The organism is Lysinibacillus sp. FSL K6-3209, assembly GCF_037976175.1.
In the GTDB taxonomy this organism is placed as follows: domain Bacteria; phylum Bacillota; class Bacilli; order Bacillales_A; family Planococcaceae; genus Lysinibacillus; species Lysinibacillus sphaericus_D.
Genome location: NZ_CP150264.1, coordinates 3593796 through 3615442, shown reverse-complemented (window position 1 = coordinate 3615442; position 21647 = coordinate 3593796). Strand labels below are relative to the sequence as shown.

The 21647-nt window shown below is 36.4% G+C and carries 20 protein-coding genes; 18 read left to right on the top strand and 2 right to left on the bottom strand.

Features of this window, described 5'->3' with window-relative positions:
• Positions 1-755 precede the first annotated feature (755 nt).
• Entirely contained in the window at positions 756-1658 is a 903-nt protein-coding gene (locus MHH88_RS17735; protein WP_025220406.1) for a LysR family transcriptional regulator, read from the bottom strand.
• A gap of 247 nt (positions 1659-1905) precedes the next feature.
• Between MHH88_RS17735 and MHH88_RS17730 the strand changes: the two genes are divergently transcribed.
• The 18 genes from MHH88_RS17730 (at position 1906) to MHH88_RS17645 (ending at position 21176) form a co-directional block, all read left to right on the top strand.
• Entirely contained in the window at positions 1906-4851 is a 2946-nt protein-coding gene (locus MHH88_RS17730; RefSeq protein WP_339259712.1) for a histidine kinase, read from the top strand.
• Positions 4823-5581, top strand: coding sequence for a response regulator (locus MHH88_RS17725; RefSeq protein ID WP_339259710.1), 759 nt, complete (start codon positions 4823-4825; stop codon positions 5579-5581). Before MHH88_RS17730 ends, MHH88_RS17725 begins: the two co-directional genes overlap by 29 nt.
• 780 nt (positions 5582-6361) lie before the next feature.
• Positions 6362-7147, top strand: a complete 786-nt coding sequence (sufC, locus tag MHH88_RS17720; protein ID WP_172583049.1) for a Fe-S cluster assembly ATPase SufC — start codon at positions 6362-6364, stop codon at positions 7145-7147.
• Between the two features lie 18 nt (positions 7148-7165).
• Positions 7166-8473, top strand: a complete 1308-nt coding sequence (gene sufD, locus MHH88_RS17715; protein WP_024362715.1) for a Fe-S cluster assembly protein SufD — start codon at positions 7166-7168, stop codon at positions 8471-8473.
• Positions 8473-9702: a cysteine desulfurase gene (locus MHH88_RS17710; protein WP_069509294.1), complete on the top strand. Its 1230-nt coding sequence runs from the start codon at positions 8473-8475 to the stop codon at positions 9700-9702. The genes sufD and MHH88_RS17710 overlap by 1 nt, the downstream gene beginning before the upstream one ends.
• Positions 9692-10120, top strand: coding sequence for a Fe-S cluster assembly sulfur transfer protein SufU (sufU, locus tag MHH88_RS17705; RefSeq protein WP_069509291.1), 429 nt, complete (start codon positions 9692-9694; stop codon positions 10118-10120). Before MHH88_RS17710 ends, sufU begins: the two co-directional genes overlap by 11 nt.
• Positions 10121-10144: 24 nt before the next feature.
• A complete protein-coding gene (gene sufB, locus MHH88_RS17700) occupies positions 10145-11542 on the top strand; it encodes a Fe-S cluster assembly protein SufB (RefSeq protein ID WP_024362718.1) in 1398 nt (465 codons plus the stop codon).
• 116 nt (positions 11543-11658) lie between these two features.
• Positions 11659-12516 (top strand): DUF72 domain-containing protein, encoded by an 858-nt coding sequence (locus tag MHH88_RS17695; protein ID WP_339259705.1) that lies wholly within the window; start codon positions 11659-11661, stop codon positions 12514-12516.
• Positions 12516-13337 (top strand): sulfite exporter TauE/SafE family protein, encoded by an 822-nt coding sequence (locus tag MHH88_RS17690; protein ID WP_069509868.1) that lies wholly within the window; start codon positions 12516-12518, stop codon positions 13335-13337. Before MHH88_RS17695 ends, MHH88_RS17690 begins: the two co-directional genes overlap by 1 nt.
• A gap of 16 nt (positions 13338-13353) precedes the next feature.
• Positions 13354-14721 carry a bifunctional UDP-sugar hydrolase/5'-nucleotidase gene (locus MHH88_RS17685; RefSeq protein ID WP_069509866.1) on the top strand — a complete coding sequence of 456 codons (1368 nt, stop codon included), beginning with the start codon at positions 13354-13356 and terminating at the stop codon, positions 14719-14721.
• A gap of 35 nt (positions 14722-14756) precedes the next feature.
• Entirely contained in the window at positions 14757-15866 is a 1110-nt protein-coding gene (locus tag MHH88_RS17680; protein WP_069509864.1) for an HD-GYP domain-containing protein, read from the top strand.
• A 65-nt stretch (positions 15867-15931) separates the two neighbouring features.
• Positions 15932-16681, top strand: coding sequence for a sporulation protein YunB (gene yunB / locus MHH88_RS17675; RefSeq protein WP_069509888.1), 750 nt, complete (start codon positions 15932-15934; stop codon positions 16679-16681).
• A gap of 115 nt (positions 16682-16796) precedes the next feature.
• On the top strand, positions 16797-17720 hold the full coding sequence (gene lipA, locus MHH88_RS17670) for a lipoyl synthase (RefSeq protein ID WP_069509861.1): 924 nt from the start codon (positions 16797-16799) through the stop codon (positions 17718-17720).
• A 34-nt stretch (positions 17721-17754) separates the two neighbouring features.
• Positions 17755-18108: a YutD family protein gene (locus MHH88_RS17665; RefSeq protein WP_069509858.1), complete on the top strand. Its 354-nt coding sequence runs from the start codon at positions 17755-17757 to the stop codon at positions 18106-18108.
• Positions 18109-18901: 793 nt separating this feature from the next.
• Entirely contained in the window at positions 18902-19657 is a 756-nt protein-coding gene (locus MHH88_RS17660; protein ID WP_339259700.1) for a hypothetical protein, read from the top strand.
• 154 nt (positions 19658-19811) lie between these two features.
• A complete protein-coding gene (locus tag MHH88_RS17655; protein WP_069509855.1) occupies positions 19812-19994 on the top strand; it encodes a hypothetical protein in 183 nt (60 codons plus the stop codon).
• A gap of 417 nt (positions 19995-20411) precedes the next feature.
• Positions 20412-20936, top strand: coding sequence for an HAD family hydrolase (locus MHH88_RS17650; RefSeq protein WP_069509884.1), 525 nt, complete (start codon positions 20412-20414; stop codon positions 20934-20936).
• Between the two features lie 60 nt (positions 20937-20996).
• A complete protein-coding gene (locus MHH88_RS17645) occupies positions 20997-21176 on the top strand; it encodes a hypothetical protein (RefSeq protein WP_069509853.1) in 180 nt (59 codons plus the stop codon).
• A gap of 161 nt (positions 21177-21337) precedes the next feature.
• On the opposite strand, the gene MHH88_RS17640 is transcribed toward MHH88_RS17645, so the two are convergent.
• A complete protein-coding gene (locus tag MHH88_RS17640) occupies positions 21338-21604 on the bottom strand; it encodes a DUF3055 domain-containing protein (RefSeq protein ID WP_069509851.1) in 267 nt (88 codons plus the stop codon).
• Positions 21605-21647: the final 43 nt, after the last annotated feature.

Here is a 21647-nt window from a genome sequence, read left to right as displayed (position 1 = left end):
CTTTTTTGCTACGCCGTTGTTGTCCGCTACGGCGGTGCTTTCCGCTCAGCACAGTAAGCCGCAACCCTCGCTAACGCGCGGTCTGTTACGTCTTACATTGTGCGCTGTTCTGAGCAGGAGTCACCGCTTCCGCTACCAACAACTAGTGAACACTTCTAATTTTTTATTTATTGCAAAAGCAAGAAAAGATAAGTTCTCCATATAGCAAAAATTTATGAACACCTTTCCTCTGTTCTTTAAATTTTTTTAGTTATGTCCCATCCTCTTTTTTTACTGCGCTGCTGTTGTCCGCTTCGGCGGTGCTTTCCGCTCAGCACAGTAAGCCGCAACCCTCGCTAACGCGCGGGTTCGTTGCGTCTTACGCTGTGTGCGTTCTGAGCAGGAGTCACCGCCTCCGCTACCAACAACTAGTGAACCCTTCTAATTTTTTATTTATTGCAAAAGCAAGAATAGCTAAGTTATCCAAGTTCACCATATAGCAAAAAATTATGGACACCTTTCCTCTGTTCCTTAAATTTTTTAAGTTATGCCCCATCCACTTTTTTTACTGCGCCGTTTTTGTCCTCTACGGCGGTGCTTTCCGCAGGCACACACGAAAGCCGCAACCCTCGCTAACGCGCAGAATGCCAGCGTCTTACGCAGTGTGGCGTTCTGAGCAGGAGTCACCGCCAAAATTTTAAGGTTATGTCCCATCCTCTTTTTTACTGTGAATGTTGTTATCCGCACCGTCGTCGGACGCATCTCAATTATTTAGTTCATTGAAACTGTGAAAGTCGAGAATAGAAATTAGTAACGAACTCTAAAAATATTTTTTCAGATGGAGCGATTTCACGATTTATCGGTGAAATAATGCCAACAGTTCTTGGAATTGTAGGTGATTCAATGGGTACCTTAATCGTGAAGCGGGCAGCTGAATCATATAGTGAGCTTTCAGGAAGTAAGCTAACGCCAATTCCAGCTGCAACTAGACCTTTTAAGGCATCTAAGTCTTCACCTTCCGATATTACATTCGGTAAAAAGCCAGCAGCACGACAGGCGTCCATTGCAACTTTATGCAATATATAGCCATCTGGAAATAGAACGAAAAGGTCATTACGTAAGTCTGCCAGTTGAATACTTTCTCGTTTAGCTAATGGATGGTTTGCTGGCAATAAGGCTGCAATGTTTTCTGTAAATAGTATAGTTGATTGGATTGCCTCGTCCTTTGGTGGAAGCGGTCCTAAAAATGCTAAGTTTAACTCACGGTTTTTGACAGCATCAATTAAAAAGCGATAGGAGCCCTGACGCAATTGGAATTGCAAATCTGGGTATTCCCGCTTAAAGGCTGAAATAACGGTCGGCAGCACATAGCTTGCTAAGCTTGTAGGAAAGCCTATCTTAATAGTGCCTTTTGCAGGGTCTAAATATTCCTCTACCTGCTTCGCTGCAAAATCTATGGCTTTTAAAGCAGTAATGGTATGTTCGAGAAAAGTTTTTCCGATCGGTGTTAATTTTACATTTCGACCGACGCGTTCAAAAAGTGGTGTGCCTAATTCGTCCTCTAAATTAGCAATTTGACGACTTATTGCTGACTGAGCAACATGAAGATGTTCAGCAGCTTCAGAAATATGTTCCCGTTCTGCAACCTCCACAAAATAACGTAATTGACGTAACTCCACTGGATATTCACCTCTATTAATCGAAAAATCCGATTGATTATACTTTAATTATATAATATTTAATATATAAATAGTCTGAAAAAATAGCATAGTGCGAAATAAAAATATGATAAATTACAGAAAAGACAATTGAAACAAAAAGATTTTAGACAATCTTTTAATGATTATATTAAAAAAGGGAAATTACACTTATTCTGTTAGTAATTTGAGAGTTGGGTCTTATAAGATGTATATGAGGTGGAAATTTATGATAAAGAAAGGAATTAGCTGGCTACTAATTCTACTGGCCATTACAATGTTAGCTGGTTTAACATTTAACGATCAAGATACGAGCAATACAGATTTGCAAGCAAAAGATGGCATATTAGATCTTACGGGTATTTCTAAAAATGAAAAAGTAGTTGCCTTGTCAGGTGAATGGAAGTTTGTTGGCAATGAATACGTAAAACCAACAGATTTTCTGCAAAATGCTAAGGTGGAAATGGTACCAGGGCCTTGGAAAGAAAACGTCCAATATGGTACTTATCAGCTTCAAGTTGAATTGCCTACCCATTTCGATAAAATGGGCATTCGTGTACGAAATATTTGGTCTGCACATCGCCTCTTTATTAACGGAGAAGAGTTGGCGTCTTACGGAACGCTTGTAACAAAAAAGGAAGGGGCAGTACCGAGTAATCCAGTGTATGAAATATATTTTAAGCCTAAAACAAAATCACTGAACATTACATTGCAAGTAGCAGATTTCTATAATGCACGGCATGGCGTCATTTTCCCAATTGATCTTGGTGATGCAGAAACGATTGCCAACGATGTTGTAAAGGATGTTAATTTAGAAAAAACGACAATCATTATCCTATTTATTTTTTCAATCTTTCATTTTAGCTTGTATTTATTGAGGACAAAAGATCGAGCTTTTTTCTACAGTGCTCTGTACTTTTTCACACTGGCATTGTTAGTATCGACAAGAGGTGAACGGACGCTTATTCGGGAGTACCCTGCCATCTCCTTCGAATGGTACTTTCGATTGCAAGATTTTATAACTTATATCAATGCCGTTACATTATTCTTTTTCTTTGTCTATACAGTTGAAACACTAGTGAAGCGTCGAACGGCTATTACGTTGGCGATGCCCCTTATTTTATATGGAGTAGGAACGCTACTCTTTCCTGCAAGGTCATTATCATTTTTACAATATTTCTTCTTTGGATACATAAATGTTTTGGCTTTAATCATTATTGGGAGATTGGTCCACTTACTTATCACTAAAAGTACGAAAATACCTAGAAATGAACTAATGATTTTAAGTGCCTCGATGTTTTCACTCCTTATCTTTTCGATAAGTGGCACAGTCGATCAGCTTTTTTTCTCTGGCAAAAATGTTCTAAATCGAGCTGGATTACTATTTTTTATTCTAGGCATGAATGTCTTTCTTGCAATGCGTCTAATTAATCGAACGACGGAAGCAGAAGTTTTTAGCGAAAGATTGGAAAAGGCTACAATAGGTAAAGATTCTTTTTTAGAAGTTACAACAAAAGAACTCGAACAACCTCTTTATCATGCACTGAACGTCACAAAATCATTATCTGCACATCGAACTTTAATAGAGCATCAATTACTTGAGCAACAGCTTGAACGTTTATTATATTTAGTAAATGACCTAAAGGATTTTACAAGAATTCGTTTCCAAGATTTTCAAATTGATGTTCATCCGGTAAATGTGCAAATGGTTTTTCAGCATGTTGTGAAAATGCATGAACGGACGATGGAAAAAGCGAATATCCGATTTTATACGCATGCAGATAGTCAATTGCTAATACAGGCAGATGAACAAAGAATTAGTCAAATTGTTTATCGTGTAGTAGAAACAGCCATTGCTCACGCGGTCAATGGAGAAGTCGTCCTAACAATTATGCATCTTGATGCAGATGTAAGAATAGTAGTTGAAGGGACTGGACCTGACGTTATCAAGCAAATCGCTGCAGATGAAACGGGCCAATCCATCGGAAAAGCAATAATTGAACAAATGGGTGGCAGCTATTCCGTAGATATTTTACATAATGGCATAAGGTTTTTAATCACATTGCCTTTTGGGGGATATGAGAAAAAACTACATAATAAAACAGATTATATTCTGCCATTATCTCTACCAACACTAAATGATAATTTACCAAATTTATTGATTGTGGAGGATGATGTTATACATGCGGAAGTATTGCGAAGTCTCCTTCAGAATCATTACGCAATATCTTTAGCGCATAGTGCTGAAGAAGCGCTTTACACTATTCAGCATAAAAAACCGGATTATTTATTAATTGATGAAGTGATGCCAGTGATGGATGGCTTAGTGCTAACCCAAAAAATAAGAAGTCAATATAGCTATATTGATCTACCGATTATTATGCTAGTAGCTAATGAATATCCTACGAATATTTCACTTGTACTTGAATCAGGCGCTAACGATTATATTCGAAAGCCTGCATCCAAGGAATCATTATTGGCACGACTCTCTGCCATTTCTTTAACGAAAGAAGCGATGACGAATGCTATTGAGCATGAAATGAACTTTTTACAAGCGCAAATTAAACCACACTTTTTATATAATGCACTTAGTAGTATTATTTCCTTTTGCTATACAGATGGAGAACGTGCAGGCCATTTATTAACCATGTTATCTACGTATTTACGTTATATTTTTGATTCTGGAAAGGAAGGCCATCGAGCAACGCTTGAAAAAGAACTGGAAATTATTCAGGCTTATGTAGAAATTGAACAAGCTCGTTTTGGTAGTAGATTAAGTGTTGTAATTGAAATTGATGAAACAATTGATACAGCAAAAGTTGAGGTGCCAAGCCTACTAATACAGCCTCTTGTCGAAAATGCGATTCGTCATGGGATTTTTGAAAAAGAAGGAAATGGCTGTGTAATTGTGAAAATAGAAAAAGAAGAAGATTTCCTTGTAGTTCAAATTGTCGATGATGGCGTTGGGATGACAGCAGAACAAGTAGCCGCTTTAACAATGGGTAAAAATATCAGTTCAAATGGCATTGGTTTTACGAATGTCTTACGCCGTGTTAAAGAGTTACCAAAAGCTTCGCTTGTGATTCAATCTAAATTGGATGAAGGAACAACTATGATTTTAAAACAACCTTTAAAGGAGCATGCCAATGTGGAAAATTATTATGGTAGAAGATGAAGAACCTATTCTAAACTTGCATAAGCGTTTACTGGAGAAGAGTGGTCTTTTTAAGGTTATTGCATCTTATGCGTCGCCCATAGAAGCAGCCAAAGAGCTTTCAACAATTCAGGCAGATGCGATTCTGTTAGATATCGAAATGCCTAAAATAAATGGCTTAGAGCTTGCGTTAAAGCTAGTAGAGGAAGGGATTGATGTACCGATTATTTTTTCGACAGCTTATACGAAGTATGCAGTAGATGCTTTTCGCGTACAGGCGCTTGATTATGTCTTAAAACCGATGACACCCAATACGGTTCTACAGTTAGATGAACGACTTGCAAAATATTATGGTCGTCAGAAACAGCACAATATTTCGAAGCTTGAAGTTCGCCTTCGAGGTGAGGCTGGAACACGTATGAATGGTCAAGCGATTAAATGGCGCACAAAAGTTACAGAGGAACTGTTTTACTATTTGTTGCTGAATGAAGGAGTAGTCGTTTCTAAATATCGTATTTTAGATGATATTTGGCCAAATCTTGATGAGCGAAAGGCATTGGCGAACCTTTATAATACGATTTATCGCTTGCGCCAGCTATTTAATGAATTAGAAGTGCCAATCCAAATTGAACGTATCAATGATGGCTATGAGTTAAAAACAAATAATGCTGTTGTGCTGCAAATGCCCAATGAGCCTGATTCATTCCTTCTTGAATCAAAGGGCTATTTATGGGCATATAAAATAAGCTAAATAAAAAATAGTAAAAGAACAGATTTAAGTAAAAAGCGTTAGATTGGTTGCTAGCAATCTAACGCTTTTTGTTATGTTGCTAATGGCCTGTTACCGTGGCTATGCTTCCGCCGGCACACAGTAAGCTGCACCCCGTTATATGCCACGTTTTGTTGACCTTCATGGCTATGTTGTTCCTACTATAGCCATGTCCTTTGCTACAACTCGTATGCTTTTTACATTGGTAAAATAATTGTACAGGAAGGAATCACTAGGTTTTCCATTCATTGAACCTAGCTAAAAGTTACGAACAAGTTTATCCTTGTTTTTTATATTTGCATACAAATTTTATGGAGACTTCTGCTGAAAGCAAAGTAAATTTTTATCATACAGTAAAAAGTGTAAATTTGCTAAACGTGTTTATTATGCTAGTACTCTATAATTTTATTTCTTGAAGTGATTCCATTAGAATGAAATAGGATATAGTATAGATAGGGTTGTTTGTGCGTATTTGTCACAAAACCGTTACAATTAACGCTCTATGCGAGGTTTCCACTATGTAGCTAGATGAAATCTATTCTCAATTAGGGATATTTCATTGAAAATAAACTTTGTTGATTCTCATTGTCAGTTTCGATTTCCAATAATCTGAAAATGCTTACAAAGTCTTTATATTTCACGATTTCATCATTGAAAAGTGAAAGTGGTCAAAATGGTTTGCATAGAGAACGATTTTCAGTTAAGATTAGAATGATAATAATTAAGGAATGGTTGCCCATTCATAGAACACATTATGGAGGTATTTTCATGTCAACTTTAGTAATTAAAGATCTTCACGTTGAAATCGACGGGAAAGAGATTTTAAAAGGCGTAAACCTTACAATTAATACAAATGAAATCCATGCAATTATGGGACCAAACGGAACTGGTAAATCAACACTAGCTTCTGCAATTATGGGACACCCTAAATACGAAGTTACTTCTGGTACAGTTGAACTTGATGGTGAAAACGTACTTGAAATGGAAGTTGATGAGCGTGCACAAGCAGGTTTATTCCTTGCAATGCAATACCCATCAGAAATCGCTGGTGTGACGAACGCTGATTTCTTACGTTCAGCTATTAATGCTCGTCGTGAAGAAGGCGACGAAATTTCACTAATGAAATTTATTCGTGAATTAGATAAAAATATGGAATTCCTTGAAATGCATGAAGACATGGCGCAACGTTATTTAAATGAAGGTTTCTCTGGCGGTGAGAAAAAACGTAACGAGATTCTTCAATTAATGATGATTAAACCAACTTTTGCGATTTTAGATGAAATTGACTCTGGTCTTGATATTGATGCACTTAAAGTTGTGTCAAAAGGTATCAATGCAATGCGTGGCGAAGGCTTCGGATGCTTAATGATTACGCACTATCAACGTCTACTAAACTACATCACACCAGATCATGTACACGTAATGATGCAAGGTCGTGTTGTAAAATCAGGCGGCGAAGAATTAGCACAACGTTTAGAAGCAGAAGGTTACGATTGGATTAAAAAAGAACTAGGAATCGAAGAAGAAACAGAAGAACAAGAAGCATAAGAAGGAGGACGAACTAGCATGACAGTGGAACTTAACTTGCCTGTAACAGTACAGGACGTGCGCTCGTTCTCAGAAGCGAATGGTGAGCCAACTTGGTTTGCAGAGCTTCGTACGGCAGCACTAGACAAAGCAGCTGGTTTAGATATGCCAAAACCAGATAGAACAAATATTACAAAATGGGATTTCATGAATTTCCCAACTCACACAGTTGTCAGTGAAGAATTAACTTCATTAGATGAATTACCAGAAGAGGCAAGAGGGTTAATTAATCTTGAGTCTCAAGAAAACTTATATATTCAACGTAACAACACACCAGCGTTTATTAAAACGTCACAGGAGCTTGCTGACAAAGGCGTTATTTTTACAGATATGTTAACAGCTGTACGTGAACATGGTGAGCTTGTACAAAAGTATTTCATGACTGAAGCAGTAAAAGTCGATGAACATAAATTAACTGCACTTCATGCAGCACTTGTAAATGGTGGCGTATTTGTTTACGTACCGAAAAATGTCGTTATTGAGCAACCGTTACAAGTAGTATTTTTAAATGATAATGCCGAAGCTTCTCTATATAACCATGTATTAGTTGTTGCTGAAGCCAATGCAGCTGTCACATACGTAGAAACATATATTTCTACAGTTGAAGAAGCGAAAGGTCAGGCAAATATAATTTCCGAAGTCATTGTACAAGATAACGCGCAAGTAATTTACGGTGCGGTTGATGTACTTGCGAAAGGTTATACTACTTATGTAAATCGTCGTGCTCGTTTAGCGCGTGATGCAAAAGTAGACTGGGCACTAGGTTTAATGAATGATTCGGATACAATCTCTGAAAACATTACTCACCTTATCGGTGATGGTTCTCATGCTGATACAAAAACAGTTGTAGTTGGTCGCGGAGAGCAAAAGCTAAACTTCACTACAGAAGTTCGTCACTGGGGTAAAAACTCAAATGGTCACATCTTGAAACACGGTGTGATGAAAGATGCAGCACAGTCAATCTTTAATGGTATTGGTTACATTGAACACGGTGCTACAAAGGCGGATGCACAGCAAGAATCACGTGTGCTAATGCTTTCTGAAAAAGCTCGTGGCGATGCGAACCCAATTCTTTTAATTGACGAAGATGATGTAACAGCAGGACACGCAGCATCTGTAGGACGAGTAGATCCACTACAACTTTATTACTTAATGAGTCGTGGTATCTCGAAAGCAGAAGCAGAGCGCCTTGTTATCCATGGATTCCTTGCGCCAGTTGTTACGCAATTACCAATTGAGGGCGTTCAAAAGCAACTGACGGAGGTTATTGAAAGGAAAGTTCGCTAATGATCAATAAAGACATTAAAAGCTATTTCCCAATATTAAATCAACAGGTGAATGGTCACCCGCTTGTTTATCTTGATAGTGCAGCAACATCTCAAAAGCCTATTCAAGTAATTGAAGCAATTAAGCATTACTATGAATTTGATAACTCAAATGTCCACCGAGGTGTGCATACATTGGGGAATCGTGCGACTGACAAATACGAGGGTGCTCGTGAAAAGGTTCGCAATTTCATTAATGCGAAAACAACAGAAGAAATTATTTTCACTCGCGGTACAACAACTGCGTTAAATACAGTAGCTTCTAGTTATGGTCGTGCAAATGTTGAACAAGGTGATGAAATTGTCATCACACATATGGAACACCATTCCAATATTATTCCTTGGCAACAGCTTGCAAAAGAAAAAAATGCAACATTAAAGTACATCGACCTTGAGGCAGATGGAACGCTTGATCTAGAAAAAGTTCGAGCAACTATTACGCCGAAAACAAAAATCGTGTCTGTATCAATGGCATCGAATGTTCTCGGTACGATTAATCCGATTAAAGAAATTGCTAAAATCGCACATGCCAATGGTGCAGTTATGGTAGCAGATGGTGCACAAGCAGCGCCGCATATGAAAATTGATGTGCAAGATTTAAATATCGATTTCTTAGGATTTTCAGGACATAAAATGTGCGGACCGACTGGAATAGGTGTACTATATGGAAAAAAAGAGCACCTAGAAAAGATGGAGCCAATTGAATTTGGTGGCGAAATGATCGACTTTGTTGGACTGCATGATTCAACGTGGAAAGAATTACCGTGGAAATTTGAAGGTGGTACGCCTATTATTGCAGGTGCAATTGGTTTAGGAGCTGCCATTGATTTCTTAAATGAAGTAGGGTTAGACAATATTGCACAGCACGAGCATAAGCTTGTAGGCTATGCGATGGATCAGCTCGAAACAATTGACGGACTTAAAATTTTTGGCCCACGCGATCCTATGAAGCGTTGTGGACTTGTTACATTTAATTTAGATGATGTACATCCGCATGATGTTGCAACTGTTCTTGACATGAATGGCATCGCTGTTCGTGCAGGACATCATTGCGCGCAGCCACTAATGAAATGTCTCCAACAAGTAGCGACAGCGCGTGCAAGCTTTTATCTGTACAATACGGAGGAAGATATTGACCGCTTAGTTGCTGGGTTGCGTTCTGCGAAGGAGTATTTTGGCGATGTCTTTTAATAATTTAGATCAACTATACCGTTCAGTAATCATGGATCATTATAAAAATCCTCGAAACAAAGGATCTTTAGAAACAGATGCTGTAACAATTGATATGAACAATCCGACTTGTGGTGACCGTATTCACTTAACGCTTAAAGTGAATGATGGTGTTGTAGAAGATGCGAAATTTGACGGTGAAGGCTGTTCAATTTCAATGTCTTCTGCATCGATGATGACACAAATTATCAAAGGGAAAAAAGTAGAAGAAGCATTAGAACTTGCTGATATTTTCTCGAAAATGATGATGGGTGAAGAATATAGCGACAAATACGACCTAGAGGATGTTGAAGCATTGCAAGGTGTTTCACAATTCCCCGCACGCATAAAATGTGCGACATTGGCTTGGAAAGCAATGGAAAAAGGCGTAAAAGAATAATAATTCGTGAACGGAGGAGAAATAATGGCTAAAAAAATGCCGGATATTGGCGATTACAAATACGGATTCCATGACAAGGACGTATCAATTTTCCGTTCAAAACGTGGTTTGACTGAAGAAATCGTCCGTGAAATTTCAAATATGAAGCAAGAGCCAGAGTGGATGCTTGAATACCGCTTAAAAGCGCTTGAAACTTTCTATACAAAACCGATGCCACAATGGGGTGGCGACCTTGGCGATTTAGATTTCGATGAGATTACGTACTACGTAAAACCATCTGAAGCGACGCAAAAATCTTGGGATGAAGTACCTGAAGAAATTAAAGCAACGTTTGATAAATTAGGTATTCCTGAAGCAGAGCAAAAATATCTTGCTGGTGTATCAGCTCAGTACGAATCTGAGGTAGTATACCACAACATGAAACAAGATCTTGAAGACCTTGGTATTGTGTTTAAAGATACTGATTCAGCTTTACGTGAAAACGAAGAGATTTTCAAAAAATATTGGGGCAAAGTAATCCCATACACTGATAACAAATTTGCTGCATTAAATTCAGCAGTTTGGTCAGGTGGTTCATTTATCTACGTGCCACCAGGTGTAAAAGTTGAAACGCCTTTACAAGCATACTTCCGTATTAACTCTGAAAACATGGGGCAGTTTGAGCGTACGTTAATTATCGTTGATGAAGGCGCACACGTACATTATGTTGAAGGATGTACAGCTCCAGTTTATACTACAAACTCTTTACACTCTGCAGTTGTAGAGATTATCGTCGAAAAAAATGCCTACTGCCGTTATACAACAATTCAAAACTGGGCAAACAATGTTTACAACCTAGTAACAAAACGTACAGTTGTTGAAGAAAATGGTACGATGGAATGGATTGACGGTAATATCGGTTCAAAATTAACGATGAAATATCCAGCTTGTATCCTAAAAGGTGAAGGCGCTCGTGGTATGACATTATCAATTGCATTAGCTGGTAAAGGACAACACCAACATGCTGGGGCAAAAATGATTCATATGGCACCTAATACATCTTCTACAATCGTTTCTAAATCGATTGCCAAACAAGGTGGTAAAGTAACATATATGGGTCAAGTTCGTTTCGGTCCTAAAGCAAGTGGTGCACGTGCTAACATTGAATGTGACACGTTAATCATGGATAATCAATCTACTTCGGATACAATTCCTTACAACGAAATCTTAAATGATAATGTTTCTTTAGAACATGAAGCGAAAGTTTCAAAAGTTTCAGAAGAGCAATTATTCTACTTAATGTCTCGTGGTATTTCTGAAGAAGAAGCAACAGAAATGATCGTAATGGGCTTTATCGAACCATTTACGAAAGAATTACCAATGGAATACGCAGTAGAAATGAATCGTCTTATCAAGTTCGAGATGGAAGGTTCAATCGGCTGATTTTTTGATAATGTATATGCGACTAGAGCTATTTTAGCTTTAGTCGCTTTTTTATTTTTGTAAGTATTTGCACTAGAAAGTGTATGCTATCATTAGGTACATAGGGAGGGAGTCTTATGATTCGAATTGGGTTAACAGGCTGGGGCGATCATCCTTCGTTATACAGTGGTGTGACTGCCTCAAAGGACAAATTATTTGATTATGCAGGTCATTTTTTGACAGTAGAAGTAGATACATCATTTTATGCTATTCCATCAGTTGACAATGTGCGAAAATGGTGTGAACTAACACCAGATTCATTTCGTTTTGTTATAAAAGCTTATCAAGGAATGACTGGTCATTTACGTGGGGAAATTCCCTTCGAATCCAAAAATGATATGTTTAACGCGTTTATCGAATGTGCCAATGAATTTAAACGTCATGGAAAATTAGCGATGGTACTCGCACAGTTTCCACCATGGTTTGATTGTCAGTCAAAAAATGTCCAATATTTATTGTATATTAGGCAACAATTAAAAGAGTTTAATGTGGCAATTGAATTTCGTAATCGCACGTGGTATGCAGACAAGCTTGTCCAGCAAACAATGGATTTCTTAAAGGAACATCAATTTATTCATACGATTTGTGATGAACCACAAGCGGGTATTGGCTCTGTTCCCTTTTACCCTGAAGTAACTGCTAATAGGGCACTCGTACGTATTCATGGTCGCAATATTCATGGCTGGCGTAATACTGGCAATATGGAAAACTGGCGCAAAGTTCGTTTTCTATATGATTATAATAAAGAAGAGTTGCAACAACTCAGTCAGCATATTCAAGCTATACAGCCGAAGGTACAGGAGCTATTTGTGTTATTTAATAATAATTCAGGATTGCATGCTGCGAAAAATGCAAAGGAGCTTCAGGAGCTATTAGCAATACGAGATGTTGGTTTAGCGCCAAAACAATTAAATATGTTTGAAGGAGAAATATAATGGAGTTTATTCTTTTAGTTATCATTGCACTAGCATCGGGGCTAATCGGCTCTCTTGTTGGGCTAGGTGGAGGGATTATTTTAGTACCGGCTACTTTATTTGTTGGCTTAAATCTTGGGTTGCTTCCAGATATAACACCGCAAAAGGTGGTTGGGCTATCTGTTGTGATGATGATTTTCACCGGGCTAGCATCAACATTAAGCTACATGAAATCCAAAACTGTGGATTATAAAAGTGGTTTTATATTTTTTTTAGGTAGTGTTCCAGGAACAATGGTGGGTGCATGGGTAAATAAAGGGTTGGATTTACCTTCATTTAATTTATATTTTGGGTTATTGTTGATTGTTATATCGATTATTTTACTTGTACGCGATAAATTGAAACCTGTACAATGGTTTGTGAAAAACGGTACACAACACCAATTTATTGATGCATCTGGACAAACATATGTTTACGGCTATCCGATTTGGTTTGCGTTGTTGTTCTGCTTTGCAGTTGGCTTTGCATCTGGATTATTTGGTATTGGTGGCGGCTCGATGGTTGTGCCTGCAATGATCATATTATTTTTATTTCCACCACATGTGGCAGTGGCAACATCCATGTTTATGGTCTTCTTAACATCCATTGTGAACTCTGCAAGCCATATTTATTTAGGTCATATACCTTGGCTTTATACGATTCCAGTTATTCCTGGAGCTTATATTGGAGCTAAGCTAGGAGCAGCACTCAATAAAAAAATTAAATCAGATACACTTGTCCTGGCACTTCGAATTATTTTATTATTATTAGGAATTCGTTCCATTATAGAGGGCTTATTGTAAAGAAGAGGTGGCTGGAATGCTGGAAAAAATTCATATTTTTCATACAAATGATTTGCATAGTCATTTTAAGTATTGGCCACGCATGCAAAACTATGTCAATGCGCAACGTGCTCAATATGCGGCTCTAGGGGAAACTAGCTTTTTAGTTGATGTTGGAGATCATCTAGATAGGTCAAATATTTATACAGACGCGACTATTGGTAAGGGGAATGTCAAATTATTAAACGACGCCGGTTATGATGTTGTGACAATCGGTAACAATGAAGGCATTACACTGTCTCATGAGGAGTTGTTTCATCTATACGATGACGCGCTATTTGAAGTCGTAGTGGCGAATGTTAATGCCTCGAAGGGACAAAATCCAATGTGGTTAAAGCCTTACGTTGTGTTAACCACAAAAAATGACACGAAAATCGCGGTTATTGCAGCAACAGCTATGTTCGAAATTTATTATAAGGAATTGCAATGGCAAATAGACGATGCACGAAGTTCCCTTATTCGATTAACCCATCAACTGCGTAAAGAAGTAGACATTGTTGTTTGTCTGTCACATTTAGGAATTACTGAAGATGAACTGCTAGCAGAGGAATGTCCTGAAATCGATGTTATCTTTGGGTCTCATACGCATCATACGTTGCCAAATGGGAAGTTTATCAACGGTGTATTGCTTACTGGTGGAGGAAAATTTGGCCAATATACTGGACATCTCGCGATAGAATATGATAGAAAAACAAGAGAAATTGTTGAAAAAAAGGATACTTTAATTCATAATAAGGACTTGCCAATTGTTGAAAATGAAAATGAATTTTTGCTAACTTTAGAAGAAGAAGGCAAAAGGTTATTAGACAAGCCTGTATTTTCGACAGAAAAAATGTACAATAAAGAATGGTTCCATTACTCACAATTATCTCACCTATTTGCGCAAGCAATTATAGAAAAAAGTGGTGCAGACTGTGCGTTATTTAATGCAGGGATTTTTCTAGAGGGCCTTCCAAAAGGAACAGTAACCGCGCTTGATTTACATAAAATTTTTCCACATCCAATTAATTTATGTACAATCGAATTGTCGGTATCCGAAATAAAAGAGATTTTTCAGCAATCGAAAAATGAAGAATGGCCCAATATGGAGCTTAAAGGATTAGGGTTTAGGGGCGTTGTTTTTGGTAAAATGCTGACGTATGGCTTTGCAATGAATGAGGAGCGTCAATTGCTCATTAATGGAAAAATTGCAGATAATGAGCGAACTTATAAATTAGTGACGCTGGATTTGTTTACGTTCGGTTATTTTTATCCTAGCTTTAAATATGCAAAGAAAAAATATATTTTACCTGATTTTTTACGAAACATTATGTTAGATTATGGGCAAAGTTTCTTTAAGCGATAGATAAAATGCTTTAAGAATGGATTGGGGAAGAAGTCATGCGATTAATTTCAATCGATGTATTAAAAGAAGGAATGGTACTAGGAAGAACCATTTGGAATGAGGCAGGTCATCCACTTTTAAAGAAAGACGTTGTCATTAATGAACGTATTATTGAAAGACTTCAACAGTTGAATACGCATTATTTATATATTGATGACAAAATTTCTGAAGGCATTGAAGTCAAGGAGACAGTTCCTCCTGATGTCCGGAACAAAGCCATTTCAACTATTAAAGATTCTTTCCAATCATTGAATGGTTTAAGTACGGTGAATGCCTCTTATGTACTAGATCAGCAGTCGAAAGCGATTGTTACGATTGTCGATGAACTACTCTCAGCTATTACGGGTAATAATGAAATTTTAACGGTTTTAACAGATGCTTATTTATTTGATGAATACTTATATCAGCATTCTTTTCATGTGACTTTATACTCGATTGCGATTGCAAAAGAATTAGGTCATTCTGCTGAAGATCTTCGTTTAATTGGTATTGGTGCCTTATTGCATGATGTTGGAAAGCTTATGGTGCCGAAAGAGATATTAAAAAAACCAGGTCGCTTATCGCATGAGGAATTTGAAATGATGAAAATGCATACGCGTTACGGCTTTGATTTATTACGTAATTTGCACTCAATTTCCTTACTGGTTGCACATTGTGCTTTTCAACATCATGAACGCATTGATGGGAGTGGCTATCCACGTGGCTTAGTTGATTTCGAAATCCATCCATTTGCCAAAATTATTGGTGTAGCGGATGTATTCGATGCAGTGACGACAAATCGTGTATATCGTGAAAAAATGCTACCATCACAAGGGCTTGCCATTGTTGAAGCTGGCTCAGGCACTATTTATGATGCACGAATTGTCAATGCATTAAAAAGATCGGTTGTCCATTATCCGAATGGGCTGATTTTAAAATTATCAGATGGTCGCCGAGGCATTGTTTCTAAACAAAATACTTTGGATGCTGCCTTGCCTTGGATTCGCATTTTTGAAGAGCGTAATGAATTACTTACAGCGACATATGAAATTAATTTAGTGGACTATCCAACTGTAAAAATTGATAGTATTGAAACCGATTATGTAGTGCCAACGAGAGTCGTATAATTTGCTCCTCCTGTTCATACGTTGTAGAACAGGAGGAGATTTTTTTGTTTTTCCCTCGAAAAAGGATGAAATTGCGAACGAATCATAAAAGAGGAATGCAGCTTAATCGTTTAACCTTATTAATCGTTGCAAGTATTATTTGTATAGCATTTTTTCTGTATTTTTTAAATGAGCGTCTTAAACCCACATATTTAGAATATGCAGAAGTGCAGACAAATAAAATTGCGTCGTATGTTGTTAGTAAAGCCATTAACTCACGTACTTCTAACGTATTGGACGTTAATGATATAATCGAAGATGTACCATCTGGTACGTCAGTGACCACAAAATTTAATACAGAAATTATTAATAGAGTGCGTGCTGAAACACTTGAACTTGTGAAAATGTATTTAGAACAAGCTGAACATGGAGAATTGTCCCACTTACCAGATTTAGATAATGTCGAATATGATGTCAATAAAATTCAACAAGGAGATGGTATTGTCTTTTTCGTACCCCTTGCACAGGCGGCAGATATTCCTTTGCTCGGTAATTTAGGGCCTAAAATACCAATACGTTTTCATGTAATTGGCAATGTCCATAGTAATGTTACAGCAGATATTAGAGAATTTGGTATTAATAGTGCGTATGTCGAAGTTGGCATTCATATAGAAGTGAATGTCCAAATAATCGTGCCATTTGCCAGTAAGTCAACGACGGTATCACAAGATATTCCTGTAGCTATGGGGTTAACGAGAGGACCAGTACCAAATATTTATACGAATGGCACAGATGCGGTACAGCCATCTATAGAAGTGCCGGTGCCATATCAATAGAAATGTTAAGTTGAGAGTAAATGTTAGTTGTTGCAGTTCGTGTAATATGATACATTGACAACAGTGATGGTAGATCATATTCAACAAAAGATTACTTTGATAGGGGCGAAATTGTATGACATCCTGTAAACCTACTAGCAATGAAAAAGAAGAACATGTAAGAAAACCTGATTGGCTTAAAATTAAACTAAACACGAACGATGAATATAAGGGTCTTAAAAAGCTTATGCGTGAAAAAAATCTTCATACAGTATGCGAAGAAGCACGTTGTCCAAATATTCATGAATGCTGGGGTGAGCGCCGAACAGCGACAATGATGATTTTGGGTTCAGTTTGTACACGTGCATGTCGTTTCTGTGCTGTCAAAACGGGTTTACCAAATGAGTTAGACCTTGCAGAACCAGAACGTGTGGCAGATTCAGTAGCAATTATGAACTTAAAGCATGTTGTTATCACCATGGTGGCACGTGATGATTTAAAAGATGGTGGTGCAGAAGTGTTAGCAGAAACGGTGCGCGCTATTCGTCGTAAAAGCCCTTTAACATCAGTAGAAGTATTGCCTTCAGACCTTGGAGGTATAAAGGAAAATCTTCAACTTCTAATGGATGCAAGACCAGATATTTTAAATCATAATATTGAAACAGTACGACGTTTAACGCCAAGAGTACGTGCACGTGCAAAATACGAACGTTCTTTAGACTTTCTTCGTTTAGCAAAAGAGATGCAACCAGACATTCCTACAAAATCATCTTTAATGATCGGTTTAGGTGAAACGCATGAAGAAATTTTAGAAGTAATGGACGATTTACGTGCAAATAACGTGGATATTATGACAATTGGTCAATATTTACAACCAACTAAAAAACATTTACCTGTAAAAAAATATTATTCACCGATTGAATTCGGTAAACTTCGCAAAATTGCAATGGAAAAAGGCTTCAAGCATTGTGAAGCAGGCCCACTTGTACGCAGTAGTTATCACGCAGACGAGCAAGTGAATGCCGCAACAAAAGAGCGTCAATTACAGGCCGAAGTGTAATATAATTTAGTAGATCTAGAAAGGTGGTGTCACTTTGATCATCATTGAAGGATATGAATACGAAGTTGTTGAAGATTACCGTGAAGCTTTTCAGGAAGAAGCCTTTAAGGAGCGGTACTCAGACATTTTAGTCAAATATGATTATATTGTAGGCGACTGGGGCTATAATCAATTGCGTTTAAAAGGTTTTTTTGATGATAAAAATCAGAAATCTACCTTTGATACAAAAATCAGTACGCTACAAGATTACTTATATGAGTATTGTAATTTTGGCTGTGCTTATTTTGTATTGCGTAAATCCGGTAAAGCTATTTTGCAGCCAGACGTTGTAATAAATGAAGCTACCGAAGTGACAAAACCAAATGACAATGAACAAATAGTAGAATAGCTATAACGACCTGATGCCAAATGTGCATCAGGTTTTTTTATATTTATTTTATAGGGGTTATAAAATATTTAAGAGCATTCAACTAATTTAGAGTGCAATTATTATAATGTATAATAACTACCTACTATTTTAAAAATTTTTGAAGAAGGAGAAGAACAACTATGGCACTTTTTAATCTAATTAAAGCTCTCTTTTAATAAATATGCTATTGATTATCAAATGACGGAATCTAGTTTAAGTCATGGAGCTCGTTATCATTTGTATTATCAATCACCAAAAATAGAAGGTGAAATAAGCTTGGTAATAAAGAAACGTTCTTAATATTATTTTCTGTAGTATGACTGTATTTTTTAGGTGAATTACAGGAAAAATGCAAATATATAGATTGAAAATATCATTTTATTCTTGAAATATCTTTTATATCATACTAAAATGAAATTAATTTAAGAATCAGCCATTTTAATGTTTTACATAGTAAAGAATAATTAACACTTATAATCCATAAAGACTTGAGGAGCTTCTTTTCCCCCTTCGTCTGAGCTGCTGGCTTATTTTCAACACTTCTTCTTATTAGATAATTAATCTTTTTGTTCCTCGAGCATACCTTATTAATTTCCGAATGTTGTATAAAAACTTCTGTAATGCCTTATCAATTGCTAAAAGATTTCTATTTATTTATTCTACTTTCTGAAAATTGAAAAATGTTATTACTTTTATTCTAAAAAAATCTATTTTTGTTTAAAAAGTATTTAATGTTAATTAATAATTAAGAAAAGGGAGAATATTTAGTATTATGAGAAAAATAAGCAAAATGGTAGTTTGTGTTCTATTAATCTCAGCACTATCGTTTCTTAAATTAAATGATAGTGCTAAAGCTGCTACTTCTTTTAAAGGTTCTACGCCTCTTGTTGATAGTTATATTAGTGTTTCTAATATAGTTAAAGATTATAGTGATGGAACTATAAGAGTTTATTACCATGTGAAAATAAGAAATGCTGGTAATACAGGTGTCTGTATAGGCTATGAATGGCCTAGCCAATATAGGTTGTCAGATAGTACTTGTGTTACAGTAGCTAATACAGTTGGTTTCCATACTCTTACTATACCTAGGCCTCGGATTAATATTATCGGTACACAATATGTTGTTGCGAAATTTAATAAAAGATATTCAGAATCAAAATCGCTTGGGACATTTTACAATTATCCATCAGGTCAAGTAGTAACTGAATACTACACAGTTTCGAGAGCAAATGCCTTAGCTGAATATTTTGTAATCGGTGGTCTTGGTGTTGGTGTGAAGTTTTTAAAAAATAATACTATTGGTTTCATAACAAAAACGCTTTATGCAGGATTTACCACTTATTATGCATTTACTTCGATTGGAGTAGTATCAGGATTCCCACCTAAAGCAGTAGGGCAATACTATAAAGTTGAAACTTGGTATAGTGAAAGTGGTCTTCATGTAAAAACTACAGTATGGAATAATAAAGAAGCTTTCGATAGAAATCTCACACCAATTTATTCAGGTACACAAATTTCTAAGTGGTAAATTATAAAGAAAACCTGATATATCAGCGTTTTCTTTATTGAAATTACAGAGAAAAATTCAGCAAATCAAAACTAACTTTACTAAAAAAATAATACAGATATCTGTTGAATAAATTATATGCTTTTTCGGAGTTATTTAAAAAGGAGGAGTGTTAATGAATATTGGGAATAGCACTATTATTATAGGTGTTGTCCTCATTTTGATTGGTCTAGTTTACAAACTCGGCTATAATAGCTTTATTTATTTTAAATATTCATTTGAGATAGGGTTTATGTTATTTGGCATAGGTATTCTAATTGATGGGATTGAAAAAATGAAGAAGAAAAAGAACATATAGGAACTATAGAGGTACCAAAGGATTGGATATTTTTAATTTTTTAATAATATTTAAATTGATAGTCAAGTTTCCAATGAAATTAAACATAGGTAATGGTAGATTTAAAAGCAGCCATCAAAAAGTAAGAGCGTCTATAAGGATATGAATTAGCCTTATAAAAATGACTGTTAGGGATTCAAGAGTTAAAAAAATATTTATAAATTTTTACATAATTGGTAGTATAATAATTATTCAACTACGGGGCTATAGTCTAAAGACTTTTCTATGAAAAATAGAAAAGTCTTTTTATATGTTTCGCAATATAAACTGTAATATAAAGACAAGAAGGTATGATGGACATACGCTGCTATTGCCAGTGACTAAGTTCAATTACAATGGGGCACGATATAATTGATTCTTATTAAAGGTGTGATTGATATAAAAAGAGCAGTATTTTTGGATCGAGATGGGGTAATTAACGAAGTGTTGACGAAAAGAGTTAAATTTGTGAATAAACCGCAGCAACTGTTTTTCTTACCACGTGTGCCAGAAGCGATTAAAAAATTAAACGACTCGTTTGATTTTGTCTTTGTTGTAACAAATCAAGGTGGTGTAGGCTTAGGATTTATGAAAGAAGGTCAGCTCAAAAAAATACACACGCATATGACAAATGAATTAAAAAAACAGGGAGCAATTATCGATGAAGTCGTATATTGTCCTCATAAACCAAAAGCTGGTTGTGATTGTCGGAAACCAAATAGCAAGTTAATTGTAGACCTCGCTGAAAAATATAATGTGGATTTATCAAAATCTTATATGGTGGGAGATACAGATACAGATATTATTGCAGGGAAACGAGCTGGTACAAAAGGTGTTTTTTTAGGTAGCTATGATCCACTTGCGGATGCCGTATTCCCAGATTTAATAAGTGCTGTTGACTGGATGATTGAGGATGCACATTAGTTTTTTGTATAAGTATAAATCATTTAAAAAAGGAAAGTTTATAAAGTGGAGGTGATAATTTTGGCTAACGAAAAGCAAAAGAAAAAGCAATTAGACCGTGAAGAGTACGGATATGGCTTTGATATTAGTGTAGATGATTTAGCTGTTATTGGGCAAAATAAACAAGCGAAAAAACAAAATGATAATGAAAACAAAAACAAGCCCCATAATAAAGATAACCCTTCCACTTTAAATAAATAATGATACGTAAGGGATTCTATTTAGTGTAATTGGTTCAAATAATAAATTGCGATAGACATGATGGGATTTTGACAAAAAAATTTCGCTATATACCAAAGGGGCTATTGCAGTCCCGAGCAAATGGATTAGCGAAATTTTTTTATTTAAATCTTTTAACAGTATTAGTTTAGTAATTCCCGTAAGTATTCACGCAGTTCGACTGTCTCTTCTTCAGAACGGTTGTATACGTGTTCCAGATAGCCAGGTTCTTCTATGTCATCTGGTCCTATAATCGCAAAGCGGCCAAATTGGATATCCATCACAAGTACTTTGCCAAAGAAGCGGCCAGATTGTAAAATGGCTAAATCGTAGCGTAGTTTCTGTCCTGCAAAACTAACAAAGCGTGTTTTTGTATCTTCTACATCATCATATAAGAAAAAACGTTCCATCTTTTAATCTCCTTCCAGTCCTATAGATATGGTACTATAGAAG

What these genes read in the sequence shown, in the direction of transcription:
- MHH88_RS17685 (WP_069509866.1), top strand. Translation starts at nt 13,354, where the DNA reads ATGCTGGAAAAAATTCATATTTTTCATACAAATGATTTGCATAGTCAT.
- sufU (WP_069509291.1), top strand. Translation starts at nt 9,692, where the DNA reads ATGTCTTTTAATAATTTAGATCAACTATACCGTTCAGTAATCATGGAT.
- yunB (WP_069509888.1), top strand. Translation starts at nt 15,932, where the DNA reads ATGAAATTGCGAACGAATCATAAAAGAGGAATGCAGCTTAATCGTTTA.
- MHH88_RS17680 (WP_069509864.1), top strand. Translation starts at nt 14,757, where the DNA reads ATGCGATTAATTTCAATCGATGTATTAAAAGAAGGAATGGTACTAGGA.
- MHH88_RS17710 (WP_069509294.1), top strand. Translation starts at nt 8,473, where the DNA reads ATGATCAATAAAGACATTAAAAGCTATTTCCCAATATTAAATCAACAG.
- sufB (WP_024362718.1), top strand. Translation starts at nt 10,145, where the DNA reads ATGGCTAAAAAAATGCCGGATATTGGCGATTACAAATACGGATTCCAT.
- MHH88_RS17640 (WP_069509851.1), bottom strand. Translation starts at nt 21,604, where the DNA reads ATGGAACGTTTTTTCTTATATGATGATGTAGAAGATACAAAAACACGC.
- MHH88_RS17730 (WP_339259712.1), top strand. Translation starts at nt 1,906, where the DNA reads ATGATAAAGAAAGGAATTAGCTGGCTACTAATTCTACTGGCCATTACA.
- MHH88_RS17660 (WP_339259700.1), top strand. Translation starts at nt 18,902, where the DNA reads ATGAGAAAAATAAGCAAAATGGTAGTTTGTGTTCTATTAATCTCAGCA.
- MHH88_RS17695 (WP_339259705.1), top strand. Translation starts at nt 11,659, where the DNA reads ATGATTCGAATTGGGTTAACAGGCTGGGGCGATCATCCTTCGTTATAC.
- MHH88_RS17690 (WP_069509868.1), top strand. Translation starts at nt 12,516, where the DNA reads ATGGAGTTTATTCTTTTAGTTATCATTGCACTAGCATCGGGGCTAATC.
- MHH88_RS17655 (WP_069509855.1), top strand. Translation starts at nt 19,812, where the DNA reads ATGAATATTGGGAATAGCACTATTATTATAGGTGTTGTCCTCATTTTG.
- sufD (WP_024362715.1), top strand. Translation starts at nt 7,166, where the DNA reads ATGACAGTGGAACTTAACTTGCCTGTAACAGTACAGGACGTGCGCTCG.
- MHH88_RS17725 (WP_339259710.1), top strand. Translation starts at nt 4,823, where the DNA reads ATGTGGAAAATTATTATGGTAGAAGATGAAGAACCTATTCTAAACTTG.
- lipA (WP_069509861.1), top strand. Translation starts at nt 16,797, where the DNA reads ATGACATCCTGTAAACCTACTAGCAATGAAAAAGAAGAACATGTAAGA.